The 23,284-nt window shown below is 60.5% G+C and carries 20 protein-coding genes and 1 riboswitch; of the genes, 9 read left to right on the top strand and 11 right to left on the bottom strand.

Annotated elements, in window-relative coordinates; genetic code table 11:
* Positions 1–105 precede the first annotated feature (105 nt).
* Both ASD70_RS16430 and ASD70_RS16425 read left to right on the top strand, forming a co-directional pair.
* Positions 106–657, top strand: a complete 552-nt coding sequence (locus ASD70_RS16430) for a cytochrome b (RefSeq protein ID WP_032878972.1) — start codon at positions 106–108, stop codon at positions 655–657.
* A gap of 32 nt (positions 658–689) precedes the next feature.
* Positions 690–1,289, top strand: coding sequence for a YceI family protein (locus tag ASD70_RS16425; protein WP_043046234.1), 600 nt, complete (start codon positions 690–692; stop codon positions 1,287–1,289).
* A gap of 146 nt (positions 1,290–1,435) precedes the next feature.
* Here ASD70_RS16425 and ASD70_RS16420 read toward each other — a convergent pair whose 3' ends face one another.
* From ASD70_RS16420 to ahcY, 5 genes are all read right to left on the bottom strand, one after another.
* Entirely contained in the window at positions 1,436–3,325 is a 1,890-nt protein-coding gene (locus ASD70_RS16420) for a DEAD/DEAH box helicase (RefSeq protein WP_046069901.1), read from the bottom strand.
* 222 nt (positions 3,326–3,547) lie between these two features.
* The gene (locus tag ASD70_RS16415) at positions 3,548–4,351 is read right to left on the bottom strand and encodes a substrate-binding periplasmic protein (protein ID WP_046069900.1); all 804 of its coding nucleotides are present in this window, start codon (positions 4,349–4,351) and stop codon (positions 3,548–3,550) included.
* Between the two features lie 63 nt (positions 4,352–4,414).
* On the bottom strand, positions 4,415–5,500 hold the full coding sequence (locus ASD70_RS16410; RefSeq protein ID WP_046069899.1) for a hypothetical protein: 1,086 nt from the start codon (positions 5,498–5,500) through the stop codon (positions 4,415–4,417).
* A gap of 79 nt (positions 5,501–5,579) precedes the next feature.
* Positions 5,580–6,425, bottom strand: a complete 846-nt coding sequence (gene metF, locus ASD70_RS16405) for a methylenetetrahydrofolate reductase [NAD(P)H] (RefSeq protein WP_046069898.1) — start codon at positions 6,423–6,425, stop codon at positions 5,580–5,582.
* Positions 6,426–6,604: 179 nt separating this feature from the next.
* Complete coding sequence (gene ahcY / locus ASD70_RS16400; protein ID WP_043046226.1) at positions 6,605–8,014, bottom strand: adenosylhomocysteinase; 1,410 nt, start codon at positions 8,012–8,014, stop codon at positions 6,605–6,607.
* A gap of 21 nt (positions 8,015–8,035) precedes the next feature.
* Positions 8,036–8,142, bottom strand: a riboswitch (S-adenosyl-L-homocysteine riboswitch).
* Positions 8,143–8,340: 198 nt separating this feature from the next.
* On the opposite strand from ahcY, the gene ASD70_RS16395 reads away from it, so the two are divergent.
* From ASD70_RS16395 to ASD70_RS16385, 3 genes are all read left to right on the top strand, one after another.
* Complete coding sequence (locus ASD70_RS16395) at positions 8,341–8,745, top strand: acyl-CoA thioesterase (RefSeq protein WP_046069897.1); 405 nt, start codon at positions 8,341–8,343, stop codon at positions 8,743–8,745.
* 100 nt (positions 8,746–8,845) lie between these two features.
* Positions 8,846–10,765 (top strand): patatin-like phospholipase family protein, encoded by a 1,920-nt coding sequence (locus ASD70_RS16390; protein WP_056846949.1) that lies wholly within the window; start codon positions 8,846–8,848, stop codon positions 10,763–10,765.
* A 71-nt stretch (positions 10,766–10,836) separates the two neighbouring features.
* The gene (locus tag ASD70_RS16385) at positions 10,837–11,724 is read left to right on the top strand and encodes a formate/nitrite transporter family protein (RefSeq protein ID WP_046069895.1); all 888 of its coding nucleotides are present in this window, start codon (positions 10,837–10,839) and stop codon (positions 11,722–11,724) included.
* Here ASD70_RS16385 and ASD70_RS16380 read toward each other — a convergent pair.
* Positions 11,718–12,977, bottom strand: a complete 1,260-nt coding sequence (locus ASD70_RS16380; RefSeq protein WP_046069894.1) for a cation:proton antiporter — start codon at positions 12,975–12,977, stop codon at positions 11,718–11,720. The genes ASD70_RS16385 and ASD70_RS16380 overlap by 7 nt on opposite strands.
* A gap of 169 nt (positions 12,978–13,146) precedes the next feature.
* On the opposite strand from ASD70_RS16380, the gene ASD70_RS16375 reads away from it, so the two are divergent.
* Positions 13,147–13,533 (top strand): MAPEG family protein, encoded by a 387-nt coding sequence (locus ASD70_RS16375; protein ID WP_046069893.1) that lies wholly within the window; start codon positions 13,147–13,149, stop codon positions 13,531–13,533.
* A gap of 63 nt (positions 13,534–13,596) precedes the next feature.
* Here the strand turns inward: ASD70_RS16375 and mltA are convergent, their stop codons facing one another.
* A complete protein-coding gene (mltA, locus tag ASD70_RS16370; RefSeq protein WP_056846948.1) occupies positions 13,597–14,790 on the bottom strand; it encodes a murein transglycosylase A in 1,194 nt (397 codons plus the stop codon).
* 129 nt (positions 14,791–14,919) lie between these two features.
* On the opposite strand from mltA, the gene ASD70_RS16365 reads away from it, so the two are divergent.
* Positions 14,920–15,369: a c-type cytochrome gene (locus ASD70_RS16365; protein WP_046069891.1), complete on the top strand. Its 450-nt coding sequence runs from the start codon at positions 14,920–14,922 to the stop codon at positions 15,367–15,369.
* Between the two features lie 6 nt (positions 15,370–15,375).
* Here the strand turns inward: ASD70_RS16365 and ASD70_RS16360 are convergent, their stop codons facing one another.
* The 4 genes from ASD70_RS16360 to ASD70_RS16345 all read right to left on the bottom strand — a co-directional run bounded on the left by ASD70_RS16360 (position 15,376) and on the right by ASD70_RS16345 (position 19,798).
* Entirely contained in the window at positions 15,376–15,771 is a 396-nt protein-coding gene (locus ASD70_RS16360; RefSeq protein ID WP_056846947.1) for a DUF1090 domain-containing protein, read from the bottom strand.
* Positions 15,772–15,810: 39 nt separating this feature from the next.
* Positions 15,811–17,475: an NAD-dependent DNA ligase LigB gene (ligB, locus tag ASD70_RS16355; protein ID WP_056846946.1), complete on the bottom strand. Its 1,665-nt coding sequence runs from the start codon at positions 17,473–17,475 to the stop codon at positions 15,811–15,813.
* A gap of 111 nt (positions 17,476–17,586) precedes the next feature.
* Positions 17,587–18,777, bottom strand: a complete 1,191-nt coding sequence (gene metK / locus ASD70_RS16350; RefSeq protein ID WP_003194964.1) for a methionine adenosyltransferase — start codon at positions 18,775–18,777, stop codon at positions 17,587–17,589.
* A gap of 19 nt (positions 18,778–18,796) precedes the next feature.
* The gene (locus tag ASD70_RS16345; protein WP_056846945.1) at positions 18,797–19,798 is read right to left on the bottom strand and encodes an ArsR/SmtB family transcription factor; all 1,002 of its coding nucleotides are present in this window, start codon (positions 19,796–19,798) and stop codon (positions 18,797–18,799) included.
* Positions 19,799–20,057: 259 nt separating this feature from the next.
* Between ASD70_RS16345 and tkt the strand changes: the two genes are divergently transcribed.
* Positions 20,058–22,055 (top strand): transketolase, encoded by a 1,998-nt coding sequence (gene tkt / locus ASD70_RS16340; protein ID WP_005792201.1) that lies wholly within the window; start codon positions 20,058–20,060, stop codon positions 22,053–22,055.
* A 169-nt stretch (positions 22,056–22,224) separates the two neighbouring features.
* A complete protein-coding gene (epd, locus tag ASD70_RS16335) occupies positions 22,225–23,280 on the top strand; it encodes an erythrose-4-phosphate dehydrogenase (RefSeq protein WP_046069887.1) in 1,056 nt (351 codons plus the stop codon).
* The last annotated feature ends 4 nt before the right edge of the window (positions 23,281–23,284 follow it).

The raw sequence follows: 23,284 nt of genomic DNA, 5'->3' as shown, positions 1-23,284 counted from the left end.
CCTAGCCTCTTCATCGTATTTCTCGATATTTCAAAGCGAAATTTTCCGCTTTAATTCGATAGGTAAAACGCTAGTCTTGGGCACAGTTCTTACGGGATTAAGTACATGCAGCTACGCAATTCTCCCGCCCGGTACGGCTGGGTCAGCATGGTTCTACACTGGGGCGTCGCCTTGGTGGTGTTTGGTTTATTCGCATTGGGCCTGTGGATGGTCGGCCTCGACTACTACAGCGCCTGGCGCAAAGATGCACCTGACTTGCACAAGAGCATTGGCATCACGCTGTTTGCCATCATGCTGGTGCGTATCGTCTGGCGTCTGGTCAGCCCGCCGCCACCGCCGCTGGCCAGCTATAGCCGTATGACGCGGATCGGTGCTGCATTTGGCCATGCGTTCCTGTATCTGGGGCTGTTTGCCGTGATGATTGCCGGTTACCTGATTTCCACCGCCGACGGCGTCGGTATTCCGGTGTTTGGTCTGTTTGAAATTCCTGCCGTGGTTTCCGGTCTACCGGACCAGGCAGATACCGCCGGTTGGGTGCACCTGTACCTGGCCTGGGTGTTGGTGGTCTTCGCCGGCTTGCATGGCGTGGCTGCGTTGAAACACCACTTTATCGATCGTGATGCGACCCTGACACGAATGCTGGGGCGCAAAGCCTGATGTTCAACCTCGACTCACAAGGAATAGAAAGCATGTTGAAAAAAACACTCGCTGCTCTGGCAATCGGTTCTGCTCTGTTGTCCGCTGGTTCGGCGATGGCCGCTGACTACGTGATCGACAAGGAAGGCCAGCACGCCTTCGTCGATTTCAAGATCAGCCACCTGGGCTACAGCTACATCACCGGTACCTTCAAGGACCTGGACGGCAAGTTCAGCTTCGACGCTGCCAAGCCAGAAGATGCCAAGATTGAAATGAATGTCCGCACCGCCAGCGTGTTCTCTAACCACGCCGAGCGCGACAAGCATGTCAACAGCGCAGACTTCCTGGATTCGGGCAAATTCCCTGACGCCAAGTTCGTCTCCACCAGTGTCAAGCCAACCGGCAAGAACGCGGATGGCAAGCAGACTGCTGATGTAACGGGCGACCTGACCTTCCATGGCGTAACCAAGCCTATCGTGGTCAAGGCTACGTTCCTGGGCGAAGGCAAGGATCCATGGGGCGGCTACCGTGCCGGCTTTGAAGGCACCACCTCGATCAGCCGTAAAGAGTTCGTTCCGAAGGGCATGGACGTAGGTCCACAGTCCGACGTGGTTCAGCTGTACATCACCTTTGAAGGTGTGAAAGCGAAGTAATGCTCCGTATGTAGGAGCGAGCTTGCTCGCGAAAAACGTAGAGATACCGCGTTTTTTCAGGCTGCCAGCTTTATCGTTGACGACCTTCGCGAGCAAGCACGTTCCTATAGGCAAAAAAAACCCGTATCTCGCGATACGGGTTTTTTTTATGCCTCGCGGTTGCGAGTCAGCAGTGCCGGTTTTTCACCACGAGGACGGCCGGGCAGTTGGTCCAACTGCTCGGGTGTCGGGAAGCGATCAGCTTTCGACTCCTTATGGATGATCTTCGGCGCCGGGCCACCACGCGGGTTTTGCACCGCTGGCTCGGACAGGCGTGGCTGGTCGTCACGGGCCGGGCGGCGGTTGTTGCTGCGCGAATCTTCGCGACGCGCCTGGCCGTCACGCGGTGCACCATTACGCGGGCCGCTGCGCTTGGCAGGCGGAGTACCGGTGCTGCCGCCGCTGCTGTTGCGCGGGCCGTTCTGGCGACCGCCCTGAGGCTGGCCGCCACGGGGAGCACCCGCACCGGCGCCTTGTGCCGGGGCACCTGGACGACGGCCACGGCCCTGGGCCGGCTTGGCCTGGGGCACGTAGTCGACGCGGTTACCAAAGTTATCCACATCGTCGTCGAGGAACTCGTCCGGGGCACGGTCAGCGGCGGCGCGTGGCGGCTGGCTCGGCTGGCGCTGTTCGCGGGCCGGGGTGCCTTCACGTGGCTTTTGCTCACGGGCCGGGCGTTCACCTCGGCTGCTGGTGGCGGACTTTTCCTTGCCCTTGTCCTTGCCTTTGTCGCGACGACCACCGCCACCACCGCCGCCGTTCGGGCCATCGCCCTTCGGACCGCGTGGGTTGCGCGGGTTACGCACATCTGGACGCTCGCGGGCTTCAGGTTTCTCGGCCTCCACGGCGCTGGCATCGAAGCCCATCAGGTCGCCGTCGGCGATTTTCTGCTTGGTCATGCGCTCGATGCTTTTAAGCAGTTTTTCTTCGTCCGGCGCGACCAGGGAAATAGCCTCGCCCGAACGACCGGCGCGGCCAGTACGGCCGATACGGTGCACATAGTCTTCATCGACGTTGGGCAACTCGAAGTTGACCACGTGTGGCAACTGGTCGATATCCAGGCCGCGGGCGGCGATATCGGTGGCGACCAGGATACGTACTGAGCCGGCCTTGAAATCTGCCAGGGCCTTGGTGCGTGCGTTCTGGCTCTTGTTACCGTGGATGGCTACGGCAGTGAGCCCGTGTTTGTCCAGGTACTCGGCCAGGCGGTTGGCGCCGTGCTTGGTGCGGGTGAAGACCAGCACCTGTTCCCACGCGCCGTGGGTGATCAGGTGTGCCAACAGCGAGCGCTTGTGGCTGGCGGCCAGGCGGAATACGCGTTGCTCGATACGCTCGACCGTGGTGTTCGGCGGCGTGACCTCGATGCGTTCCGGGTTATGCAGCAGCTTGCCGGCCAGGGCGGTGATGTCCTGGGAGAACGTCGCCGAGAACAGCAGGTTTTGACGTTTGGCTGGCAGGCGGGCGAGGACCTTCTTCACGTCATGGACAAAGCCCATGTCGAGCATGCGGTCGGCTTCGTCCAGCACGAGGATTTCCACGTGGGACAAATCGACGCTGCCTTGGCCGCAAAGGTCGAGCAAACGACCGGGGCAGGCCACCAGCACGTCGACGCCACGGGACATGGCCTGAACCTGGGGGTTCATGCCGACGCCGCCGAAGATGCAGGCGCTGACGAACTTCAAGTCGCGGGCATACAGCTTGAAGCTGTCATGCACTTGGGCGGCGAGTTCGCGGGTTGGGGTCAGGACCAGTACGCGCGGTTGGCGCGGGCCATGACGCTGGGATTTGTCCGGGTGACCGTTGGGAAACAACCGCTCCAGGATCGGGAGGGCGAAACCGCCGGTTTTACCAGTACCTGTCTGAGCCGCGACCATCAGGTCGCGACCTTGCAACACGGCGGGAATAGCCCGCTGTTGCACCGGAGTAGGCTCGGTATAGCCCGCTGCCTCGATGGCGCGGACTAAAGCCTCGGAGAGACCGAGGGAAGCAAAGGACATGAGTAATCCTGTTTTAGTTAGGGCTTGGCCCAAAGGGATAATCTTGCCGGGCGTGAATGGCGCTTAGGGGAGCGCAATCCCGTCCGGTCCTGCTGCGTCTGGCGGGCACGCCACCGGCTCGCGCGGGCTGCAAAGCTGCGCAGTAGCTGGGTTGGGTGCCTTTTTCAAGACCCGAGCGGCCGGGCGTAAGCCTGGCGGAAAGGCCGGAGTATAACAGAGCAATCACGGCGCGCTGCTTTCCTGCTGCTCAACGGCACGTCTTGACGCTGATATAGGCGCCGTTTGTGGGTGCATTCCACCATATTTGGCGCTCAAGGCGGCATAGGCCGGCTCTTGCTTGAAGCGCTTGAGCTCGGCGGCAAAGCGTTGTACCAGCAGGTCCATGCCCGCGCCGCGCCGCACCGCGAGAAATTGCGGCTGGCGGCTGACCAACACCGACGCCTGGCTGACCTTGCCCTCAAGGCCCAGTGCCTTGATCACGTGTTGCCCCACCCGTCGGTCAGTAACCACCATATCGATGCGCCCGAGCATGAGCTTGCCGAAATTGGCTTCATGGCTGGGTGCGGGCTCACGCTCAAAGGCGTTGGACTCGCTGAATGCATCGCCATAGAGGTAGCCGGGGGAAACACCGACGGTCAGGCCACGCAGGTCATCGAGGGTTTCGGCAGGATGCGCGCGTTCGTTGGCGTAGAACAGTACGAATTCAACGTCCGACAATGGCTCGCCGGGGTAGAGCAGCAGGGCGTCACGGTCGTGGCTGTGGAAAATATCCAGCGCGCCGTCGGCGTGGCCCTGATCGAGCATCGCCAGGCAGCGCTTCCAGGGCAGGAACTGCCATTGCACCTCGACGCCCAGGCGCTGGAACACGATCACGGTAGTTTCATAGTCCAGGCCAGCCATGCGGCCGTGGTCGTCGTAGACGTAGGGGGCCCAGGGCTCGGTGACAATGCGCAATTTCTCGCCATTAGCGGCCAGGCTCAGGCAAGCAAAAAGCGCAGCGATCAACAGCTTGAAAATGACGGGCATGCCCTCAGGTTACGACGCTCATGGGCGAAAGAGAAGCTCTGGCACGCGTATTGGCGGACGGTCCTATTTCGCCGGAGCGTCCAGCAGGTGTTCGTGGATCGCGGCGCGGCGCTCACCCAGAATCAGGCGCACCACGGGGTTGGCGAACCAGTGTTCCAGCTGGTGGGCATCGATCGGGCGCTTCTGGCGTTCCTCCTGGTTTTGTCGGGCCTTATCCCACCACACCGGACCGCAGGCCTGGTCGAACTCGTTTTCGTGTTCGTAGCAACCGTAAAGAATTTCGCGGATGAACTGTTGCTGGTGCTTGGGCAGCAACAGGGTGATGAGCTTGTACATCAAGCGCTGCAAGCGTGGCGGGCGCGGCAGGTGCGAGGACACCTGCCGCGTGTCGGCCAGGGCTTGTGCACTGGTAGGGGCGCTGGCGTGCTTGGCGATCCACGCCTTGACCTTGGCCCGGAACAACTGCTTGCGGCTCCAGTAATGATGGATCAGGTCCGGGCACTCGCGCACGTTGACGGTGCGATAGGCGGCGATGGACAGGCAGAACTCTTCCAGGGTGTACGCGCCCTGGGCATGGGGGAACAGCTCATCCATCAATTCGATAGAGCGATCAAGGATGTGCGCATCCTGCTGGGTCAGGCCCATGACGCCGGAATTGAGGGTCATCATGTCATCGTCGGCCACGCCCATATCCAGCAGGCGCTGGCGCAGAGCAGTGTAGAGGATGCTTTCGTGATTATCGCCGTACTTGGTGTAGAAGGCATTGCACAGCAGGGTGCCGGGCTGGACGCGTTCGAACAGCGTCATTGGCGAATGGTGGAAGAAGGTGTCGGTGTCGATCAGCAGCGCCACCGGTGACTCTTGCAACACTTGGCGCAGCACCACGTGTTTGGTGCGGAAGTGATAGCCGTGGGGCTCGCTCCAGCGTTTGCGGGTGGCCTCGTCGAGAGGGCGCACGCGCACCGGCAGCAGGCGATAAGGCTCGGGGTTGTCGCTGAATACCTGAATGTCTATGTTGTTCGCGTCCGTAGTCTCCTGCAGGAACGCAAGTGCGCTGGCGATGCTGAATACCGCCTCCTGGTGGTAGGTCTCGGCACCGAAGACCAGGTAGACCAGCTGCGGACGGGAAGGCGAGGACACTGTATTCATGGACTACGGGGTTCCGTGGGTAACGTAAAACGACAAAGGCCCTCGTCTGGACGAGGGCCTTGGCACAACTGCACAAGCCTTAGCGTGGCAGCTTGAGGTTGTTCCAAATGGCAAGGCTGGGTTCAGCCTGGTTCAGGGTATAGAAATGCAACCCTGGCGCGCCACCTTGCAACAATTGCTCACACATCTCGGTGATGACCTGCTCGCCGAACGCCTGGATGCTTTTGACATCGTCGCCATAAGCTTCCAGTTGTTTGCGCACCCAGCGTGGGATCTCGGCGCCGCAGGCGTCGGAAAAGCGCGCCAGCTTGCTGTAGTTGGTGATTGGCATGATGCCCGGCACGATCGGAATATTCACGCCCATCGCCTGCACGCGCTCGACGAAGTAAAAATAACTGTCGGCGTTGAAGAAGTACTGGGTAATCGCACTGTTGGCGCCGGCATTGGCTTTGCGCACGAAATTCTGCAAATCGTCTTCGAAATTGCGCGCCTGGGGATGCATTTCCGGATAAGCGGCCACTTCGATATGGAAGTGATCGCCGCTTTCTTCGCGGATGAAGCTCACCAGCTCGTTGGCGTAGCGCAGCTCGCCACTGGCCATGCCCATACCGGAAGGCAGGTCGCCACGCAGGGCGACGATACGCTGGATGCCGGCTTGCTGGTAATGGGTCAGCAGGCCGCGCAAGTCGTCCTTGCTGTCGCCCACGCACGACAAGTGCGGAGCGGCGGGAACTTTGACTTGGCTTTCCAGCTGCAGCACGGTGTTGATCGTGCGGTCGCGGGTCGAACCGCCGGCGCCGTAGGTGCAGGAGAAGAAGTCGGGGTTGTAGCTGGCCAGCACCTTGGCAGTGGCCATCAGCTTTTCATGCCCAGCATCGGTCTTGGTCGGGAAGAACTCGAAGCTGTAGCGACGGTCTTGGGACATGGTCATACCCTTTGAAACCCAGAATTGCAGAGTGTGTACACCGTCGATGTGGGAGGGGGCTTGCTCCCGATGGCGGAGTGTCAGTTAATAAATATATTGACTGGCCCACCGCCATCGGGAGCAAGCCCCCTCCCACATTAAAGCCCGCTCCCCCAAAGGGAGAGTGGGCAGCAGGTGTATCAGTAGCGGTAAGCGTGCGGCTTGAACGGGCCTTCAACCGTCACGCCGATGTAGTCGGCCTGGGTCTTGGTCAGTTGAGTCACCACGCCACCGAAGCCGCGGACCATTTCCAGGGCCACTTCTTCGTCGAGTTTCTTCGGCAGTACTTCCACGGTCAGGCGCTCGGCTTTCTGGGCTGGCGACAGGTCGGCGTATTTCTGTTGGAATAGGAAGATCTGCGCCAGTACCTGGTTGGCGAACGAGCCGTCCATGATGCGGCTTGGGTGACCAGTGGCGTTGCCCAGGTTAACCAGGCGGCCTTCGGCCAGCAGGATCAGGTAGTCATCGTTCTGCGGGTCGAACTGACCGGCACCGGTACGGTGAACCTTGTGAACCTGCGGCTTCACTTCTTCCCATGCCCAGTTCTTGCGCATGAAGGCGGTGTCGATCTCGTTGTCGAAGTGACCGATGTTGCACACTACGGCGCGCTTTTTCAGGGCCTTGAGCATGTTCGCATCGCACACGTTCACGTTACCGGTGGTGGTGACGATCAGGTCGATCTTGCCCAGCAGGGCTTTGTCGATGCTTGCTTCAGTGCCGTCGTTGATACCGTCGATGAACGGTGAAACCACTTCGAAACCATCCATGCAGGCTTGCATGGCGCAGATCGGGTCGACTTCGGAAACCTTGACGATCATGCCTTCCTGGCGCAGGGACTGGGACGAACCCTTGCCCACGTCACCGTAGCCGATCACCAGGGCTTGCTTGCCCGACAGCAGGTGGTCGGTGCCGCGCTTGATCGCATCGTTCAGGCTGTGACGGCAACCGTACTTGTTGTCGTTCTTGCTCTTGGTCACCGAGTCGTTGACGTTGATGGCCGGGATTTTCAGCTCGCCCTTGGCCAGCATGTCCAGCAGGCGGTGTACGCCGGTGGTGGTTTCTTCGGTCACGCCGTGGACGCGGTCGAGGATCTGCGGGTACTTCTTGTGCAACAGCTCGGTCAAGTCACCGCCGTCGTCGAGGATCATGTTGGCATCCCATGGCGCGCCATCCTTGAGGATGGTTTGCTCCAGGCACCATTCGTACTCTTCTTCGGTCTCGCCCTTCCAGGCAAATACCGGGATACCGGCGGCAGCGATAGCGGCAGCGGCCTGGTCTTGAGTCGAGAAGATGTTGCAGGACGACCAACGCACTTCGGCGCCCAGGGCAACCAGGGTCTCGATCAGTACGGCGGTCTGGATGGTCATGTGGATGCAGCCGAGGATCTTCGCGCCCTTGAGCGGTTGCTCGGCGGCGTACTTGCGACGCAGGCCCATCAGGGCAGGCATTTCGGATTCGGCGATAAAGGTTTCGCGACGGCCCCAGGCAGCGAGGGACATATCGGCGACTTTGTAGTCGGTGAAATCTGCAGGCGTGATGACAGCGCTCATGAAGAGCCTCCATTCGTAGTGTGCGAATGGGCGCCGTTGTGCGTTTAGTATCAGGCCAGGGCAACCAGGCCGGACAACGCCCCATCCGAGCCTGACAGGTTGAACCTGCTGCAGCGCCCCTCGGACAGGTGGCGGGAGAACGGTATCAATCGAAGATGACCGTTTTGAAGCGGGAGCGATTATAGCCGTGTACGACACACTTCCCAAGCCTTTCCGTCGGCGGCATGAAGATCGCTCATGGGGGTGATAGGCAATGGTTCATAGAGCTTGGGTCCGCGCTCTGCCATGATGTTGCCCATCATTTCGCAAGACGCTTTGGAGTGACCATGAACTTCCACACCCGCAAATGGGTAAAACCCGAAGACCTCAACCCCAACGGCACCCTGTTCGGCGGCAGCCTGCTGCGCTGGATCGATGAGGAGGCGGCCATCTACGCGATTGTCCAGCTCGGCAACCAGCGCGTGGTGACCAAGTACATCTCCGAAATCAACTTTGTCAGCGCCTCGCGCCAGGGCGACATTATCGAGCTGGGCATCACCGCTACCGAGTTTGGCCGCACCTCGATCACCCTGACTTGTGAGGTGCGCAACAAGATCACCCGCAAAAGCATCCTGACCGTGGAAAAATTGGTCTTCGTCAACCTGGGCGAAGACGGCTTGCCAGCGCCTCACGGCCGTACCGAAATCAAGTACGTGAAGGACCAGTTCAAGGACGACGGTCTCTCTGAGTAACAACTGCACGGCATGATTTGCGTTACCGGATTCTTCCGCATGGATCTTCCCGAGACTCTCTCATCACTCAGGCCTACACCCTGTAGAGAGAGCCTCGTGTATGAATGTCTCCAATTCCGTTGTACAGAATCAGCCACTATTACCTCAAAACCTCGATCAAGAGGTGAAGACGCCGTTGGTCAAAGGCGTGGGCGAAAGCAAGGTAAGCGTTTTTCGCCACGGCGGCGGGCGTGTGGAGGTCGCACTGTCACCGCCGCCCCCGGCACATCTGGTGCTCAGTGGTGGTGGTGCCAAGGGCATCGCCTTCCCGGGGATGGTGCAGGCCCTTGAAGAGGCCGACAAACTGAAAGACATCAAGGTGGTTTCCGGCTCATCTGCCGGTGCTATCTCTGCAGCGGTGCTCGCCAGTGGCATGGACGCCAAGGCATTCACCGAGTTGTCGAACAACCTCGATCTGCCCAGCTTGCTCAACAGCAAAAACCCCGTCCTGGCCTGGTTGCAGGGTGTCAGTTCCCAGCTTGGCAAACTCGCCAGCAAGCTGCCTGGCCCGGTGGGTAATATTTCTCAACTGTTGCTGACCATGTTGCCGCGCCTGCAAAGCGAGGCACAGCCACTGGAGGAATTGATCCGCGATCAGTCGCGTCAATCAATACTCGCCCATATCGCGGACATACCCGAGGCCAAACGACCGACTGAAGTCACGGAAATCGCCAACCGGCTCAGTGCGGGAGCAGGGCCTACCTTTCGCGATCTGGAGGTGTTGAGTCGCCATATCCCGGCGATCAAGCAGCTCAACATTACGGGTACTGGCATGTTCGATGGCCGCCCGCAATTGGTGGTGTTCAATGCCAGCTTGACGCCGGATATGGATATTGCCCGTGCTGCGCATATTTCGGGTGCACTGCCGGGTCTGTTCAGCAGCCCATCCGAACAAGGCCATGGGTTCCAGGCCGAAGCTGAAATCACGGCTTTTCAGGATGGTGGACTGTTGCTCAATACGCCGGCTTCCGGGGTTATCGAACGTTCTTTCCCGGAGAGTCCCCTAAGCAAGGACGAAACGCTGATCGTAAAATTCGAGTCTGAAAAAACCGCTGATTCGTCCAACAGCGGCAGCTTTTTCAGTTTTCTGGGCGACACCTTCACGGGGGCACCGCATACCGCTGCAGAAGCCTACCAGGACGACCGGCTCAAAGCGTTCGAAGATCAATCGATAACCTTGCCGCTGAATTCGGAAAAAGGTGATTTTCGCGGCCTGCTTAATGGCACTGTCAACTTCACCATGACCCCTGAGCAGAAACTGCATTTGCAGGCCAAAGCTCACCAGGCGGTGTCGGGGCACCTGGAAAAGCGAGAGCTGGTGCGTGAACGTCATGAGTTCGCCTCCCTGGACGATGCTGTGATGGCGATGGATGATCAAATGCTCGCCGGCGTGCAGGATGAGCTGCAGAAGGATCCGGCCGGCGCAGATGCGCTTCGGTTTCGCCAGCAGGCACAACAGGCTTTGCAAGCGCTGGACGCTGCGATCAGCGAAGCTAATCAAACCAGCACATCGCTGGTGATTACGCCGAAGTTGGCCTCGGCGCTACGCAACTTGGATGCCCTGGCCAGCAGGCCCGAGCATATCGATTGGCTGGGCAAGCGCTTGAATGCGCCGGGTCATCGTAATTTCCAGCAGTTGTTGCAGGTGGGCGCCAAACTGGCGTCGAGCAATTCTTCGAGCCTGTCCAAGGTGTTGAGCAGCGCCGTTACTGAAATGCAAAGACGGGATGTCGGAGTGAAGGGCGAGAATTTTACCAGGGAGGTCATTTACCCGTCGTTGTACCTTCCCGGCCAGCCGCCCGCCAATGTTGAGTTGTTGCAGCGCGCGGCGCGAGACCTGCGCGACGCAACCACACCGGCTGACTTCAACAGCGTGCTCAACGGCATCATCAAATACTATCAACCCCACGATAAGCCCTGGAGCACACTGGTCAGTTCCCCTGCGGTAGAACAGGCAAAGGCCTGGCTTATTCCGGTTTAGCTGCCGAGCCATTGAACAGCCATCGTTGCGGCAGGTCGTAGTTTCAGGCACCTCTCGGACTCTGGTACATCATGGCCACTCAAGCAGACGGCAAGACCCCCAACCTGTCGCAGGAAGAGCAACAGGACGTCGACAAGAACCAGCCGCCGCGCGCGGCTGTTTTGCACGAAATCATCCGCACCCAGGGCGACCAGGAACTGGAACGCAGTGTCGCCGCCTTGTGGTGGTCGGCACTCGCGGCCGGGCTCACCATGGGGCTTTCATTGATGGCGATGGGGTTGCTCAATTCGCGGCTGCCGGACGGCGAAGGCTTCAAGGTGATCGCCAGCTTCGGCTATTGCGCGGGGTTTCTCGCAGTGATCCTGGCGCGCCAGCAACTGTTCACCGAAAACACCCTGACCGCAGTGCTGCCGGTGATGAGCAAGCCTACCCTGGGCAATGCCGGTCGCCTGTTGCGGTTATGGTCAGTGGTACTGGTGGGCAACCTGTGCGGCACTTTGCTGGTGGCCTACGTGATGTTGCACCTGCCGATCTTTGACACCAAGACCGACCTGGCCTTCCTCGATATCGGGCGCAAGATCATGGAGAACGATCCCGCGCAGATGTTTGCCAAGGGCATCGTGTCCGGCTGGATGATCGCCACTATGGTCTGGATGATCCCTTCGATGGAAAGCGCGAAGATGTGGATCATCGTACTGATCACTTACCTGATGGCGTTGGGAGATTTCACCCATATCGTCGTCGGCTCGGCGGAAGTGTCGTACCTGGTGTTTGCCGGCGAACTGCCGTGGAAGGACTTCTGGCTGGTCTTCGCCGGGCCGACGCTGGCCGGCAACATCATCGGGGGCAGCTTCATCTTCGCCCTGATCAGTCACGCGCAGATCCGCAGTGAAAGCAGCCTGCCGGGTAAAGCGGCTGCGGACCCAAGGCATCCGCAGCAGATCGACAAGGATCAGTGAGGGCTGGACGTGACCTGTTGCTCATCCCGGGTCACGTGCTTGACCAGCTTGCCGATGCTCAAGCCCTGCAACAGGATCGATGACAGCACCACGATATAGGTGATGCTGAGCAGCAAGTCACGCTCCGGGCCGAGCGGCAGGGCCAAGGCCAGTGCCACCGAGACACCGCCACGCAAGCCACCCCAGGTGAGGATGCGGATAGTGCCGCGTGGCACCGTGCGCCAGCGTCGTAGCAGCAGGATTGCCGGGGCCACGGTCAACAGGCGCGAGAGCAGGATCGCCAGCGCCAGCAGGCTGGCTGCGAACACATGCAGCCAATTGAACGGCAACAGCAGCAGTTCCATGCCGATCAGCGCAAACAACAGGGCGTTGAGCATGTCGTCAAGCAGTTCCCAGAAGCCATCCAGGTAACGACGGGTCATATCGTTCATGGCCAGCTTGCGACCCAGGTTGCCGATGATCAGCCCCGCGACCACCATCGCAATCGGTGCCGAGACGTGCAGTTCCGAAGCCATGGCCGAGCCGCCGATCACCAGGGCGAGGGTTAGCATGACCTCGATCTGATGCTGTTCGATGCTCTTGATCATCAGGTACACGAGGTAGCCGATCAGCCCGCCAAAGACCACGCCGCCAATGGCCTCGTGGGCAAACAACATCGCAGTGGCGCTCACGGTGGGCGTCTCGCCCAACTGCGCGATGCCCAGCAACACGGTAAACACCACCACGGCGGTGCCGTCGTTGAACAGCGACTCGCCGACGATGGTGGTTTTCAACGGTTTCGACGCATTGGCGGTACGCAGTACGCCAAGCACCGCAATCGGGTCAGTGGGGGAAATCAGTGCGCCGAACAGTAGGCAATAGAGGAAACTTACGTGCCAGCCAAACAAGGCGAAAATGTAGTACGCCAGGCTGCCGATCACGACGGTGGCGATCAGCACGCCAAAGGTTGCCAGCAAGCCGATGGGCCAGCGATAGCTGCGCAGGTCGTTCAAGTTGACGTGCAAGGCGCCGGCGAACAGCAGGAACGAGAGCATCCAGTTCATCAACAGATCGCCGAAATCGATCTGGCCGATCAGTTGCTGGACGCGTTCCTCCAGGCCCGGGTAGCCGAGCACGCTCAGGCCTTGCAGGATCAGCGAAAAGATCAGCGCGGTGACCATCACGCCGATGGTCGGTGGCAGGCCGATGAAACGGAAGTTCACATAGGTGAGCAGGGTGGTAAGGCAAATGAAGGCGGCGACAAGTTCAAGCATCCGGGGTCCTTGGAGCGGGGAAATGTAGGCACACGAGGTGCGCCGAAGCAGGGTTTAGTATAAACAGGTGCAGTTACATCACGAATCAATTGAGCAGGGCCTGGTGGTATTGTTCGGCATGCTGGTGATAAAACTTTGACTATCGGATAAAACTAAAAAGGAATGGGTTATGACAGTGGCTTTCTGGTGTGTGTTGATTGCAATTTTTCTGCCGTACCTGTGCACGGGAGTGGCCAAGTTCAGCGGCGGCAAGTTCGGGGCTCGGCAGAACCACGACCCGCGGGCCTTCCTCGATACCCTCGAAGGCTTTGCCAAGCGCGCCCACAGTGCGCAACTCAACAGCTTTGAAGTGACCCCGGCGTTTGCCGCGGCGGTGATCATCGCGCACCTGGCCGGTACGGCAGAACTGGTGACGATCAACGTGCTGGCGGTGCTATTTATCACCAGCCGCCTGCTGTACATCATCTGCTACCTGGCGGACTGGGCGATCTTGCGTTCGCTGGTGTGGTTTGTGGGGATGGTGTTGATTGCGAGTTTCTTCTTCGTCTCGATCTAACCCTTGACGCAGAAAGCTTGCGGGAGGGGGCAAGCCCCCTCCCACATTTGATCTTCAGCATTATCAGGTACCAGCTGGCGCCTCTGGTAGCTGGGGGAGTGGCGCACCCTTTGGCCACAGCATCCAGATCTGCCCCTGCTGTTTCATATTCCCTGCCAGCTCGCCTGCCGCATCACCCGTGCCCCAGAACAGGTCTGCCCGCACTTCGCCGGTGATTGCGCCGCCGGTGTCCTGGGCTGCGACGGGGCGGATGATCGGTGAGCCGTCGGGTTTGGTGGTCGACAGCCACAGCAGGCTACCCAGTGGGATCACCTTGCGATCCACCGCCACGCTATAGCCAGCGGTCAATGGCACGTTCAGTGAGCCGCGCGGGCCTTCGTTGCTGTCGGGGCGGGCGCTGAAGAAAACGTAGCTGGGGTTGCTCGCCAGCAGCTCTGGAATACGCTGCGGATGTGCCTTGGCCCAGGCACTGATGGCGCCCATGGTCACCTCTTCTTTTTTCAGCTCGCCTTGCTCTACCAGCCAACGGCCGATAGGGCGATAGGGGTAGCCGTTCTGGTCGCCATAACCGACACGCAGTTGGCGCCCGCCCGCCAGTTGAATGCGCCCCGAACCCTGGATCTGCAGGAATTGCAGGTCCATCGGGTCAGTCAGCCAGGCAATCGGCTTGGCGGTCGAACCTTGACTGTTGAGGGTGCTGGCGTCGTCGTAGGGCTTGAGGACGCGGCCTTCCAGGCGTCCGCGTAGGCGCTTGCCCTTGAGTTCCGGGTAGATGCTTTCCAGGTTGACGATGATCAGGTCATCCGGCACACCGTATACCGGCACGTGGGCGCTGGCGGTTTTGGTCAGGCTGCCAGGGTAGACCGGCTCGTAATAGCCGGTGATCAAGCCATGTGGGGTGTTGTCAGCCGAACGCAGGCCGAATACATCCAGGTGCTCTTTGAGGAAGCCACGGACCGCCACGGCATCGCCCGGTACGCTGGCCGCGGCTGCGCAGGTCGTGCCCCACACCGGGTCGGCCTTGAGGCGCTGGCAGGCGCTGCGCCAGGATTCAAACCCGGCCAGCAAGTCGCTATCGGCGACAACCGGCAAGGCTTCCCAAGGCGCACTCACATAGGTGGCGACGGCGTGAGGCTTGGCTTCTTCTTTGGCGACTTCTTTGTCGGTGTCTTTACCTGCATCACAGCCGGCCAGCAGCGCGATCATTGGCAGAGCCCACGCCAGGCGGCGGCTCCAGGGTTTCAAGGTGACATTCATCTAGGCAATTCCTGAAACGATTGCCCGTGCGTCGCTGCAGGCGGGCAACCCTTATTATTAATAGGGCTATTGGTCTTTGTGGGCGGTGCGAGGATACTGGCCGCCGTTTTCCGTGACCTTGAAGCCATCATGATGTTAAAAAAACTGACCGTTGTACTGCTGGCCTGCCTGGCCTTGTCCGCCTGTGGCGGTGTCGACCCCAACTCCCCTCTGGGCCAGCGCAAGGCGATCTTCAAGCAGATGCTCAAGACCGGCGAAGACCTGGGCGGCATGCTGCGCGGACGTATTCCGTTCGACGGTGCCAGGTTCGCCGAGGGCGCGGTCAAGCTGGATGCCTTGTCCCATGAACCATGGAAGCATTTCCCGAGTGTGCGCGAAGAAGACCACACCAGTGCCAAGGACGATGTCTGGCAAAAACAGGCGCAATTCCAGCAACTGGCCCGCGACCTTGAGGCTGCCACCGGTGAATTGGTGATCGCCAGCCAACTGCAGCCCTACAAGGCCAGCAACCTCCAGCCTGCGGTACAAAAAGTCGAAGATGCCTGCAGCGCCTGTCATAAGCAGTTCCGCGACCACTGACCGGGTTTACTGGTCGAGTTCTTCCACCGCGTCCTGCAACTCTTTGCGCGACTCGGCCAGCTTGTCCTTACGTTTGTCGATCTTGTCCGGGTCGCCTTTTTTCATGGCCTTGTCGAGGTCGGCCTGACGCCGGCTGACTTCATGCTTGGCGTCCAGCACCTTGTTTTCACGCTCTTTACGCAAGGACGCATCGGTGCAGTGGGCGGTGACTTCGGCCAGGGCTTTTTCCAGGCCGGCTTGCTGGGCGCTGTTGCCATGGGCCTTGGCCTGGTCAATCTGGGCGCTGATAGCCTGGCGCTTGGCGGCGCAGCCGGTAAGCGGCTGCGCGTCTTCGGCGGCCAGTAGTGGCGTGGCTGTGAAACTTGCGAGGGTCAGCAAGGCAAGGGGGGCGAGAAATTTCATATAAAGCTCCAAGGTCGCAATCAGGTGGCCGGGCGGCGTTCAAAACCCATCTATCCCGGCCCCGCGTAATGTTTCAGCCAAGGCTTGTACCTGCGGGTCGCGAAAAAAAGCGCTGAGTTGCGCCGCACGTCCCGGGCCGATGCCGTCCGAGGCCAGCCAGGCTTGGGTGTCTTTGGCGACCAGTGTCTGCCAGTCGCCTTCCAGGTTGTTGCGCGCCGCAGGTGGTACGCCCAAGGCCTTGAGCCATTGTGAAAAAGGGCGTTGCCGGGCGCGTTGAATATTGTCGAGCACCCGCGCACGGGTGCGGTCACCGAAGCCCTCAATGGTAGCAAGCTGGGCCGCATCCAGGGTTAACCAATCGAGAAAGCCTGCGATTAGACCCGCCTGGATCAATATGTTCCAGGTTTCACGGCCCATATGCGGCAAGGCCAAACCCTGTTTGCCGCTCAGCCAGGTCAGGCGGGCAAGCAATTGATCTTCGCAACCCGGCTCCAGTTGCCAGCAGCTCAGGGCGTGAAAGGCCCGGGTATCGGGAACCTGGACATCCACCCTTGTGGCGTTACGCAGGACCACCTCATCCAACCGGGGAATCACCTGGCCCGCCAGGCTGATGGACACCTGGTCACCAGGGCGGATATCCAGAGTTTCCCAACGTTTCAGTGAGCTGGCACTGACTCGGCTGATCTGCCGATCATCCAGGCGCACGGGTTCCAGCTCGAGGATGGGGGTAATGCGCCCGGTACGCCCGACCTGGAACTCTACGTTGCGCACCAGCGCCAGGGCCTTTACTGCCGGAAACTTCCAGGCCACCGCCCAATAGGGGGCGCTGGCCTCCCAGCGTTCGGCGGGCGCCCGCGCGGCCTGGTGCAGTACCACGCCATCGCTGGCGAAGGGCAGTGGCGCGTTGTACCAATGCGTGCGCCAATGCGCAGCTTTGCTGATGTTCTCGATAGGGTGGCTGTAACGCTGGCTGTCGGTAAAGCCCCAGTTCGCCAAGGTGGCCAGGCGTTCGTTGAAATCGCTCGGACCATCGGGCCAGGCCCAGACGAATAAGCCGATCCCTGCTGCCTCGGCATCGCTCAACTGTCGACGGTTCATCAGGCCAGCCACTTTGCTGCGTGCACTGAGCCCACCCTTCATCGATTGCACGTGGTGGTTCAGGCGCCAGTAAAGTTCGCCTTGCAACACTACATCCACCGCGTCTGGCAACTGTTGCACGATGCCCGGGATCCTGCGCCCGGAGGCTGACCAGTCGTGCCCCAGCAGGCCGTCGCCCCGGCTGATGAGCTGGTGCAAGCGACCTTGTCGATACACCAGCGTCACCGCGACGCCGTCTACCTTGGGCTGGACCCATACATCGTGACGGGTGCTGAGCCAGTCACTGACTGCCGACTCGTCCAGCAGCTTGCCCAGGCCAGTGTGCGCGACCGGATGGCGTAATGTGCCACGTGAACTGGTCAGCGGATTATCAGCCTTCGGGAGGGGCTGATGAGCGCATTCGTGCCAGTGCGCCAGGCGCTGGCGGGCCTGGTCGTAGAGTTCGTCACTGATGGGGGACTGACCCAGGCGGTGGTAGCTGTCGTCCCACTGGCTGACCTGCCTGGTCAAGGTGTCGAGTTGCGCGTGAGCGTCATCGGGGCAGGCCTCTGCCCACGCCCAGCCGGGTAGAACACTGAGAAAAAAAGCCATGAACCTATGCATCATGAGCATCCTTGCTCGAGGAAGGGTGCCCAGCCTAAGTCATCCAAGTGCCCACAAAAAAGCCCCGACTGCTCGGGGCTTTTTACCAGGTGTTTCTGTGTGCAGCGCGAACGCTTACAGGCCGGCGGCAGTGCGCAGGTCGTTGGCGCGGTCGGTTTTTTCCCAGGTGAAGGTGCTGAAGGTGTCGTCGCCAACAGTCTTCTGCGCCGGGGTACGACCGAAGTGGCCGTAGGCTGCGGTTTCCTGGTACATCGGGTGCAGCAGGTCAAGCATGGTGGTGATCGCGTAGGGGCGCAGGTCGAAGATCTCACGCACCAGCTTGACGATCTTGTCATCGCTGATCTTGCCGGTGCCGAACGTATTCAGCGAGATCGACGTGGGCTGGGCCACGCCAATGGCATAGGACACCTGGATTTCGCAGCGCTCGGCCAGGCCGGCAGCCACGATGTTCTTGGCCACATAGCGACCGGCGTAAGCCGCGGAACGGTCAACCTTGGAGGGATCCTTGCCGGAGAACGCGCCACCGCCGTGACGGGCCATGCCGCCGTAGCTGTCGACGATGATCTTGCGACCGGTCAGGCCGCAGTCGCCCACCGGGCCGCCGATGATGAACTGTCCGGTCGGGTTGATGTGGAACTGGGTGTCCTTGGTCAGCAACTCGGCAGGCAACACGTGCTTGACGATCAGCTCCATCACGCCTTCGCGCAGGTCGGCATAGGACACGTCCGGGTTGTGCTGGGTCGACAACACAACGGCGTCGATCCCCACGACCTTGCCGCCTTCGTAGCGGCAGGTCACCTGGGACTTGGCGTCCGGGCGCAGCCATGGCAATACCCCGGATTTACGCGCCTCGGCCTGGCGTTGCACCAACTGGTGCGAGAAGGTGATCGGTGCCGGCATCAGCACGTCGGTCTCGTTGCTGGCGTAGCCGAACATCAGGCCCTGGTCGCCGGCGCCCTGGTCTTCAGGCTTGGCCCGGTCAACGCCCTGGTTGATGTCGGGCGACTGCTTGCCGATGATGTTCATCACGCCGCAGGTGGCGCCATCGAAGCCGACGTCGGAGCTGTTGTAGCCAATATCGGTGATCACATCACGAACGATCTGCTCGAGGTCGACCCAGGCCGTAGTGGTGACTTCACCGGCGATGATCGCCACGCCCGTTTTCACCAGCGTCTCGCACGCCACGCGGGCGAACTTGTCTTCAGCGATGATAGCGTCCAGCACCGCGTCAGAGATCTGGTCGGCGATTTTGTCCGGATGCCCTTCAGACACGGACTCGGAGGTGAAAAGGGAGTATTCGCTCATCTCGATGTTTTCCTGATATTTACCGATGGTGAGTGTCGCCAGCCGGCCGCTGAAAATGGCGGACCTGAATCTGGAAACCATTACGTAAACCTACATAGAGGCTTTCCCCGGGAACGAGTCCCGCAGCGGTGGCCCAACGGGCCAGATCGTCCTGTTCAAAACCCAGCCAGAGATCACCGCAGGCCTCCTTGGCCCAATTCTGGTTGTGGCTGCATAAATCCGTTACCAGCAGGCTACCGCCGGGGTGCAGCAACCCGGCCATTTGCTTGAGGGCATCGGCCGGTGCGGCGAAATGGTGCAAGACCATGTTCAGCACCACGCAATCGGCCCGCAGGCCGGTGTCACCCAGGGCGTCGGCCAACTGCAGGCGCACATTGCCCAAGGCTTCGCGCTCACAGAGCTGGCGCGCCAGATCCAGCATCGCCGGGCTGTTGTCCAGCGCCGTGACCTGCACGAAGCGGCGCGCCAATTCCGGCAGGAAACCGCCGTCGCCAGGGCCGACTTCCAGGGCCGTGGCCTTATCACTGAAGCTCAGCTTGTCCAATAGCGCCAGCACGCTTTCGCGGTACTGGGCCAGCCCGGCGATCAGGTCCTGCTGGGCGCGAAACTTGTCGGCAACCCGGGAAAAAAAGTCCTGGCTGGCGGCGGCGCGTTGCCCGTGCACCTGGCCGATCCGCGATTGCACGTCGCTTGGCAGCCCCAGGTTGTCCACTTCCTCAAGCAAGGCCGCGTGCAGTTTGCCGCCCAGTTGTTCGGTGTGGGGCAGGGCGCGTCGGTAAAAAATCGCATTGCCTTCACGGCGGGTGGCTACCAGGTCGGCCTGGGCCAGCACCTTCAAATGGTGGCTCATGCCGGACTGGCCGATGGCGAAGATCTGTGCCAGTTCCAATACCCCGAAAGAATCGTTGGCCAGTGCACGCAATACGTTCAAGCGCAACGGATCGCCAGCGGCCTTGCACAAGGCTGCAAGCTCATCGCCATCGCCATCGTCAGGACGCAGGGAGGGCACGGGTAGGTTCATAAGGCCAGCAGTCTAGTGACGGGTTGGGATCCTCGCAAGGTCAATATCAAAAAGTTTTGATATTGATCGATAAGTGGCGGTTATAAGCCACCGCTATAACCCCTAGACGAACCTGTGGCAGGGTTCTGCAAGGGATAACTGTAGAAACCTTGGGAAAAAGCCCTTCAAGTGACTATCTGTCATTGCCCGCAGGCGGTGGCTGAGGGAAAATGCCGGTCCTTTTTTCCGTTTCTTTTAAGCAAACTCCAGGAGATCAGCGATGCCCAGCCGTCGTGAGCGTGCCAACGCCATTCGTGCCCTCAGCATGGATGCCGTGCAAAAAGCCAACAGCGGCCATCCCGGTGCCCCGATGGGCATGGCGGATATCGCCGAGGTACTTTGGCGTGACTACCTGAAACACAACCCGAGCAACCCTTCGTTTGCCGACCGTGACCGCTTCGTGCTGTCCAACGGCCACGGCTCGATGCTGATCTACTCGCTGCTGCACCTGACTGGCTACGACGTCACCATCGACGACCTCAAGAGCTTCCGCCAACTGCACAGCCGCACCCCGGGCCACCCGGAGTTCGGCTATACCCCAGGCGTGGAGACCACCACCGGTCCCCTGGGCCAAGGCCTGGCCAACGCCGTAGGCTTTGCGCTGGCGGAAAAAGTCCTGGGCGCGCAGTTCAACCGCCCTGGCCACGACATTGTCGACCACCACACCTACGTGTTCCTGGGTGATGGCTGCATGATGGAAGGCATTTCCCATGAAGTCGCTTCCCTGGCTGGCACTCTCGGCCTGGGCAAGCTGATTGCCTTCTACGATGACAACGGCATCTCCATCGACGGCGAAGTCGAAGGCTGGTTTACCGACGACACCCCCAAGCGTTTCGAGGCCTACAACTGGCAGGTGATCCGCAATGTTGATGGCCACGATCCTGAAGAGATCAAGATCGCCATCGACACCGCGCGCAAGAGTGCACAGCCGACCCTGATCTGCTGCAAAACCACCATCGGCTTCGGCTCGCCGAACAAGCAAGGTAAAGAAGACTGCCACGGCGCCCCTCTGGGTGACGCGGAAATCGCCCTGACCCGCGAAGCGCTGAAGTGGAACCACGGCCCGTTTGAAATCCCGGCCGACATCTACGCCGAATGGGATGCCAAGGAAAAAGGCCTGGCCACCGAAGCCGAATGGGACCAACGTTTCGCGGCCTACTCCGCCGAATTCCCTGAGCTTGCCAATGAACTGGTACGCCGTCTGGCCGGTGACCTGCCTGCCGACTTCTCGGCAAAAGCCTCGGCCTACATCGCCGAAGTCGCGGCCAAGGGCGAGACCATCGCCAGCCGTAAAGCCAGCCAGAACACCCTGAACGCGTTTGGCCCGCTGCTGCCTGAGATTCTCGGCGGCTCGGCCGACCTGGCCGGTTCCAACCTGACCCTGTGGAAAGGCTGCAAAGGTGTCTCGGCAGAAGATGCCAGCGGCAACTACATGTACTACGGCGTGCGCGAGTTCGGCATGAGCGCCATCATGAACGGCGTGTCCCTGCACGGCGGCCTGGTGCCATACGGCGCGACGTTCCTGATGTTCATGGAATACGCCCGTAACGCCGTGCGCATGGCCGCACTGATGAAGAAGCGCGTGATCCATGTGTACACCCACGACTCCATCGGCCTGGGCGAAGATGGCCCGACGCACCAGCCGGTCGAGCAACTGACCAGCCTGCGTACCACGCCGAACCTGGATTGCTGGCGCCCGGCCGACGCGGTCGAATCCGCCGTGGCCTGGAAGCACGCCATCGAGCGCAAGGACGGCCCATCGGCGCTGATCTTCTCGCGCCAGAACCTGCAACACCAGGTGCGTACCGACGCGCAGATCGCCGACATCAGTCGTGGTGGTTATGTGCTCAAGGACTGCATCGGCGAGCCGGAGCTGATCCTGATCTCCACCGGTTCCGAAGTGGGCCTGACCGTCCAGGCCTACGACAAGCTGACCGCCCAGGGCCGCAACGTACGCGTCGTGTCCATGCCGTGCACCAGCGTGTTCGAAGCCCAGGACGCCGGCTACAAGCAGTCGGTGTTGCCTTTGCAGGTCAGCGCGCGTATCGCCATCGAAGCGGCCCACGCCGACTACTGGTACAAGTACGTGGGCCTGGAAGGCCGCGTAATCGGCATGACCACCTACGGTGAGTCGGCGCCGGCACCAGCGTTGTTCGAAGAGTTTGGTTTTACCCTGGAAAATATCCTGGGTCAGGCTGAAGAGCTGCTGGAAGACTAAGGCGCTAACGCGGTGGCCCACTGGTCACCGCCTCTACTGTAGGAGCGAGCTTGCTCGCGAAGATCGTTAACGATAACGCAGTGTTTCTGGTTTAACGCGGCGCTCTCAAGTTCTTCGCGAGAAAGCTCGCTCCTGCAGTGGTTTGTGTCGCCCACAATGCGAGAACCCCATGCCTCAACCGCGTCCTTACAAAGTTGCACTCAACGGCTACGGCCGCATTGGTCGTTGCGTCTTGCGTGCGCTGTTCGAGCGAGGAGCGGCGGCCGGGTTTGAAATTGTCGCGATCAACGACCTGGCCGACATGGCCAGCATCGAATACCTGACACGCTTTGACTCCACCCACGGCCGCTTTCCCGGCGAAGTGCGGGTCGACGGCGATTGTCTGCATATCAATGGCGACTGCGTGAAAGTGTTGCGCAGTGCCACCCCCGAGGGCATCGACTGGGCGGCGCTGGGCGTCGACCTGGTGTTGGAATGCTCCGGTGCCTATCACACCCGTGCCGATGGTCAGCGTTTTCTCGACGCCGGCGCGCCGCGTGTGCTGTTTTCCCAGCCGATGGCCAGCGAGGCGGATGTGGACGCCACCATCGTCTACGGCATCAACCAGGATTGCCTGACTGGCGATGAGCTGCTGGTGTCCAACGCCTCGTGCACCACCAACTGCAGCGTGCCGCTGTTGCGCTTGCTGGATCAGGCGATCGGCCTGGATTACGTGTCGATCACCACGATTCACTCGGCGATGAACGACCAGCCGGTGATTGACGCCTATCACCACGAAGACCTGCGCCGCACGCGCTCGGCGTTCCAGTCAGTGATTCCGGTGTCCACAGGCTTAGCTCGCGGCATCGAGCGACTGTTGCCGGAACTTGCCGGGCGAATCCAGGCCAAAGCCGTACGGGTGCCGACGGTGAATGTGTCTTGCCTGGATATCACCATGCAAACCGTCAGCGACACCGATGCGGCGGAGGTCAACCGGATCCTGCGCGACGCCGCCACCAGCGGCCCGCTCAAAGGCCTGCTGGCCTACACCGAGTTGCCCCATGCCAGTTGCGATTTCAACCATGACCCGCATTCGGCGATTGTCGATGCCAGCCAGACCCGCGTTTCCGGCCCGAGGTTGGTGAATATCCTGGCCTGGTTCGACAACGAATGGGGTTTTGCCAACCGAATGCTGGATGTTGCGGAACATTATCTGCACATCGCCTCTAAACAACCTCAACAGTAATTCA

Source organism: Pseudomonas sp. Root569 (assembly GCF_001427465.1).
Classification (GTDB): Bacteria; Pseudomonadota; Gammaproteobacteria; order Pseudomonadales; family Pseudomonadaceae; genus Aquipseudomonas; species Aquipseudomonas synxantha.
The sequence above is the reverse complement of the archived record's forward strand: the minus strand, read 5'-3'. Positions and strand labels throughout refer to the sequence as shown.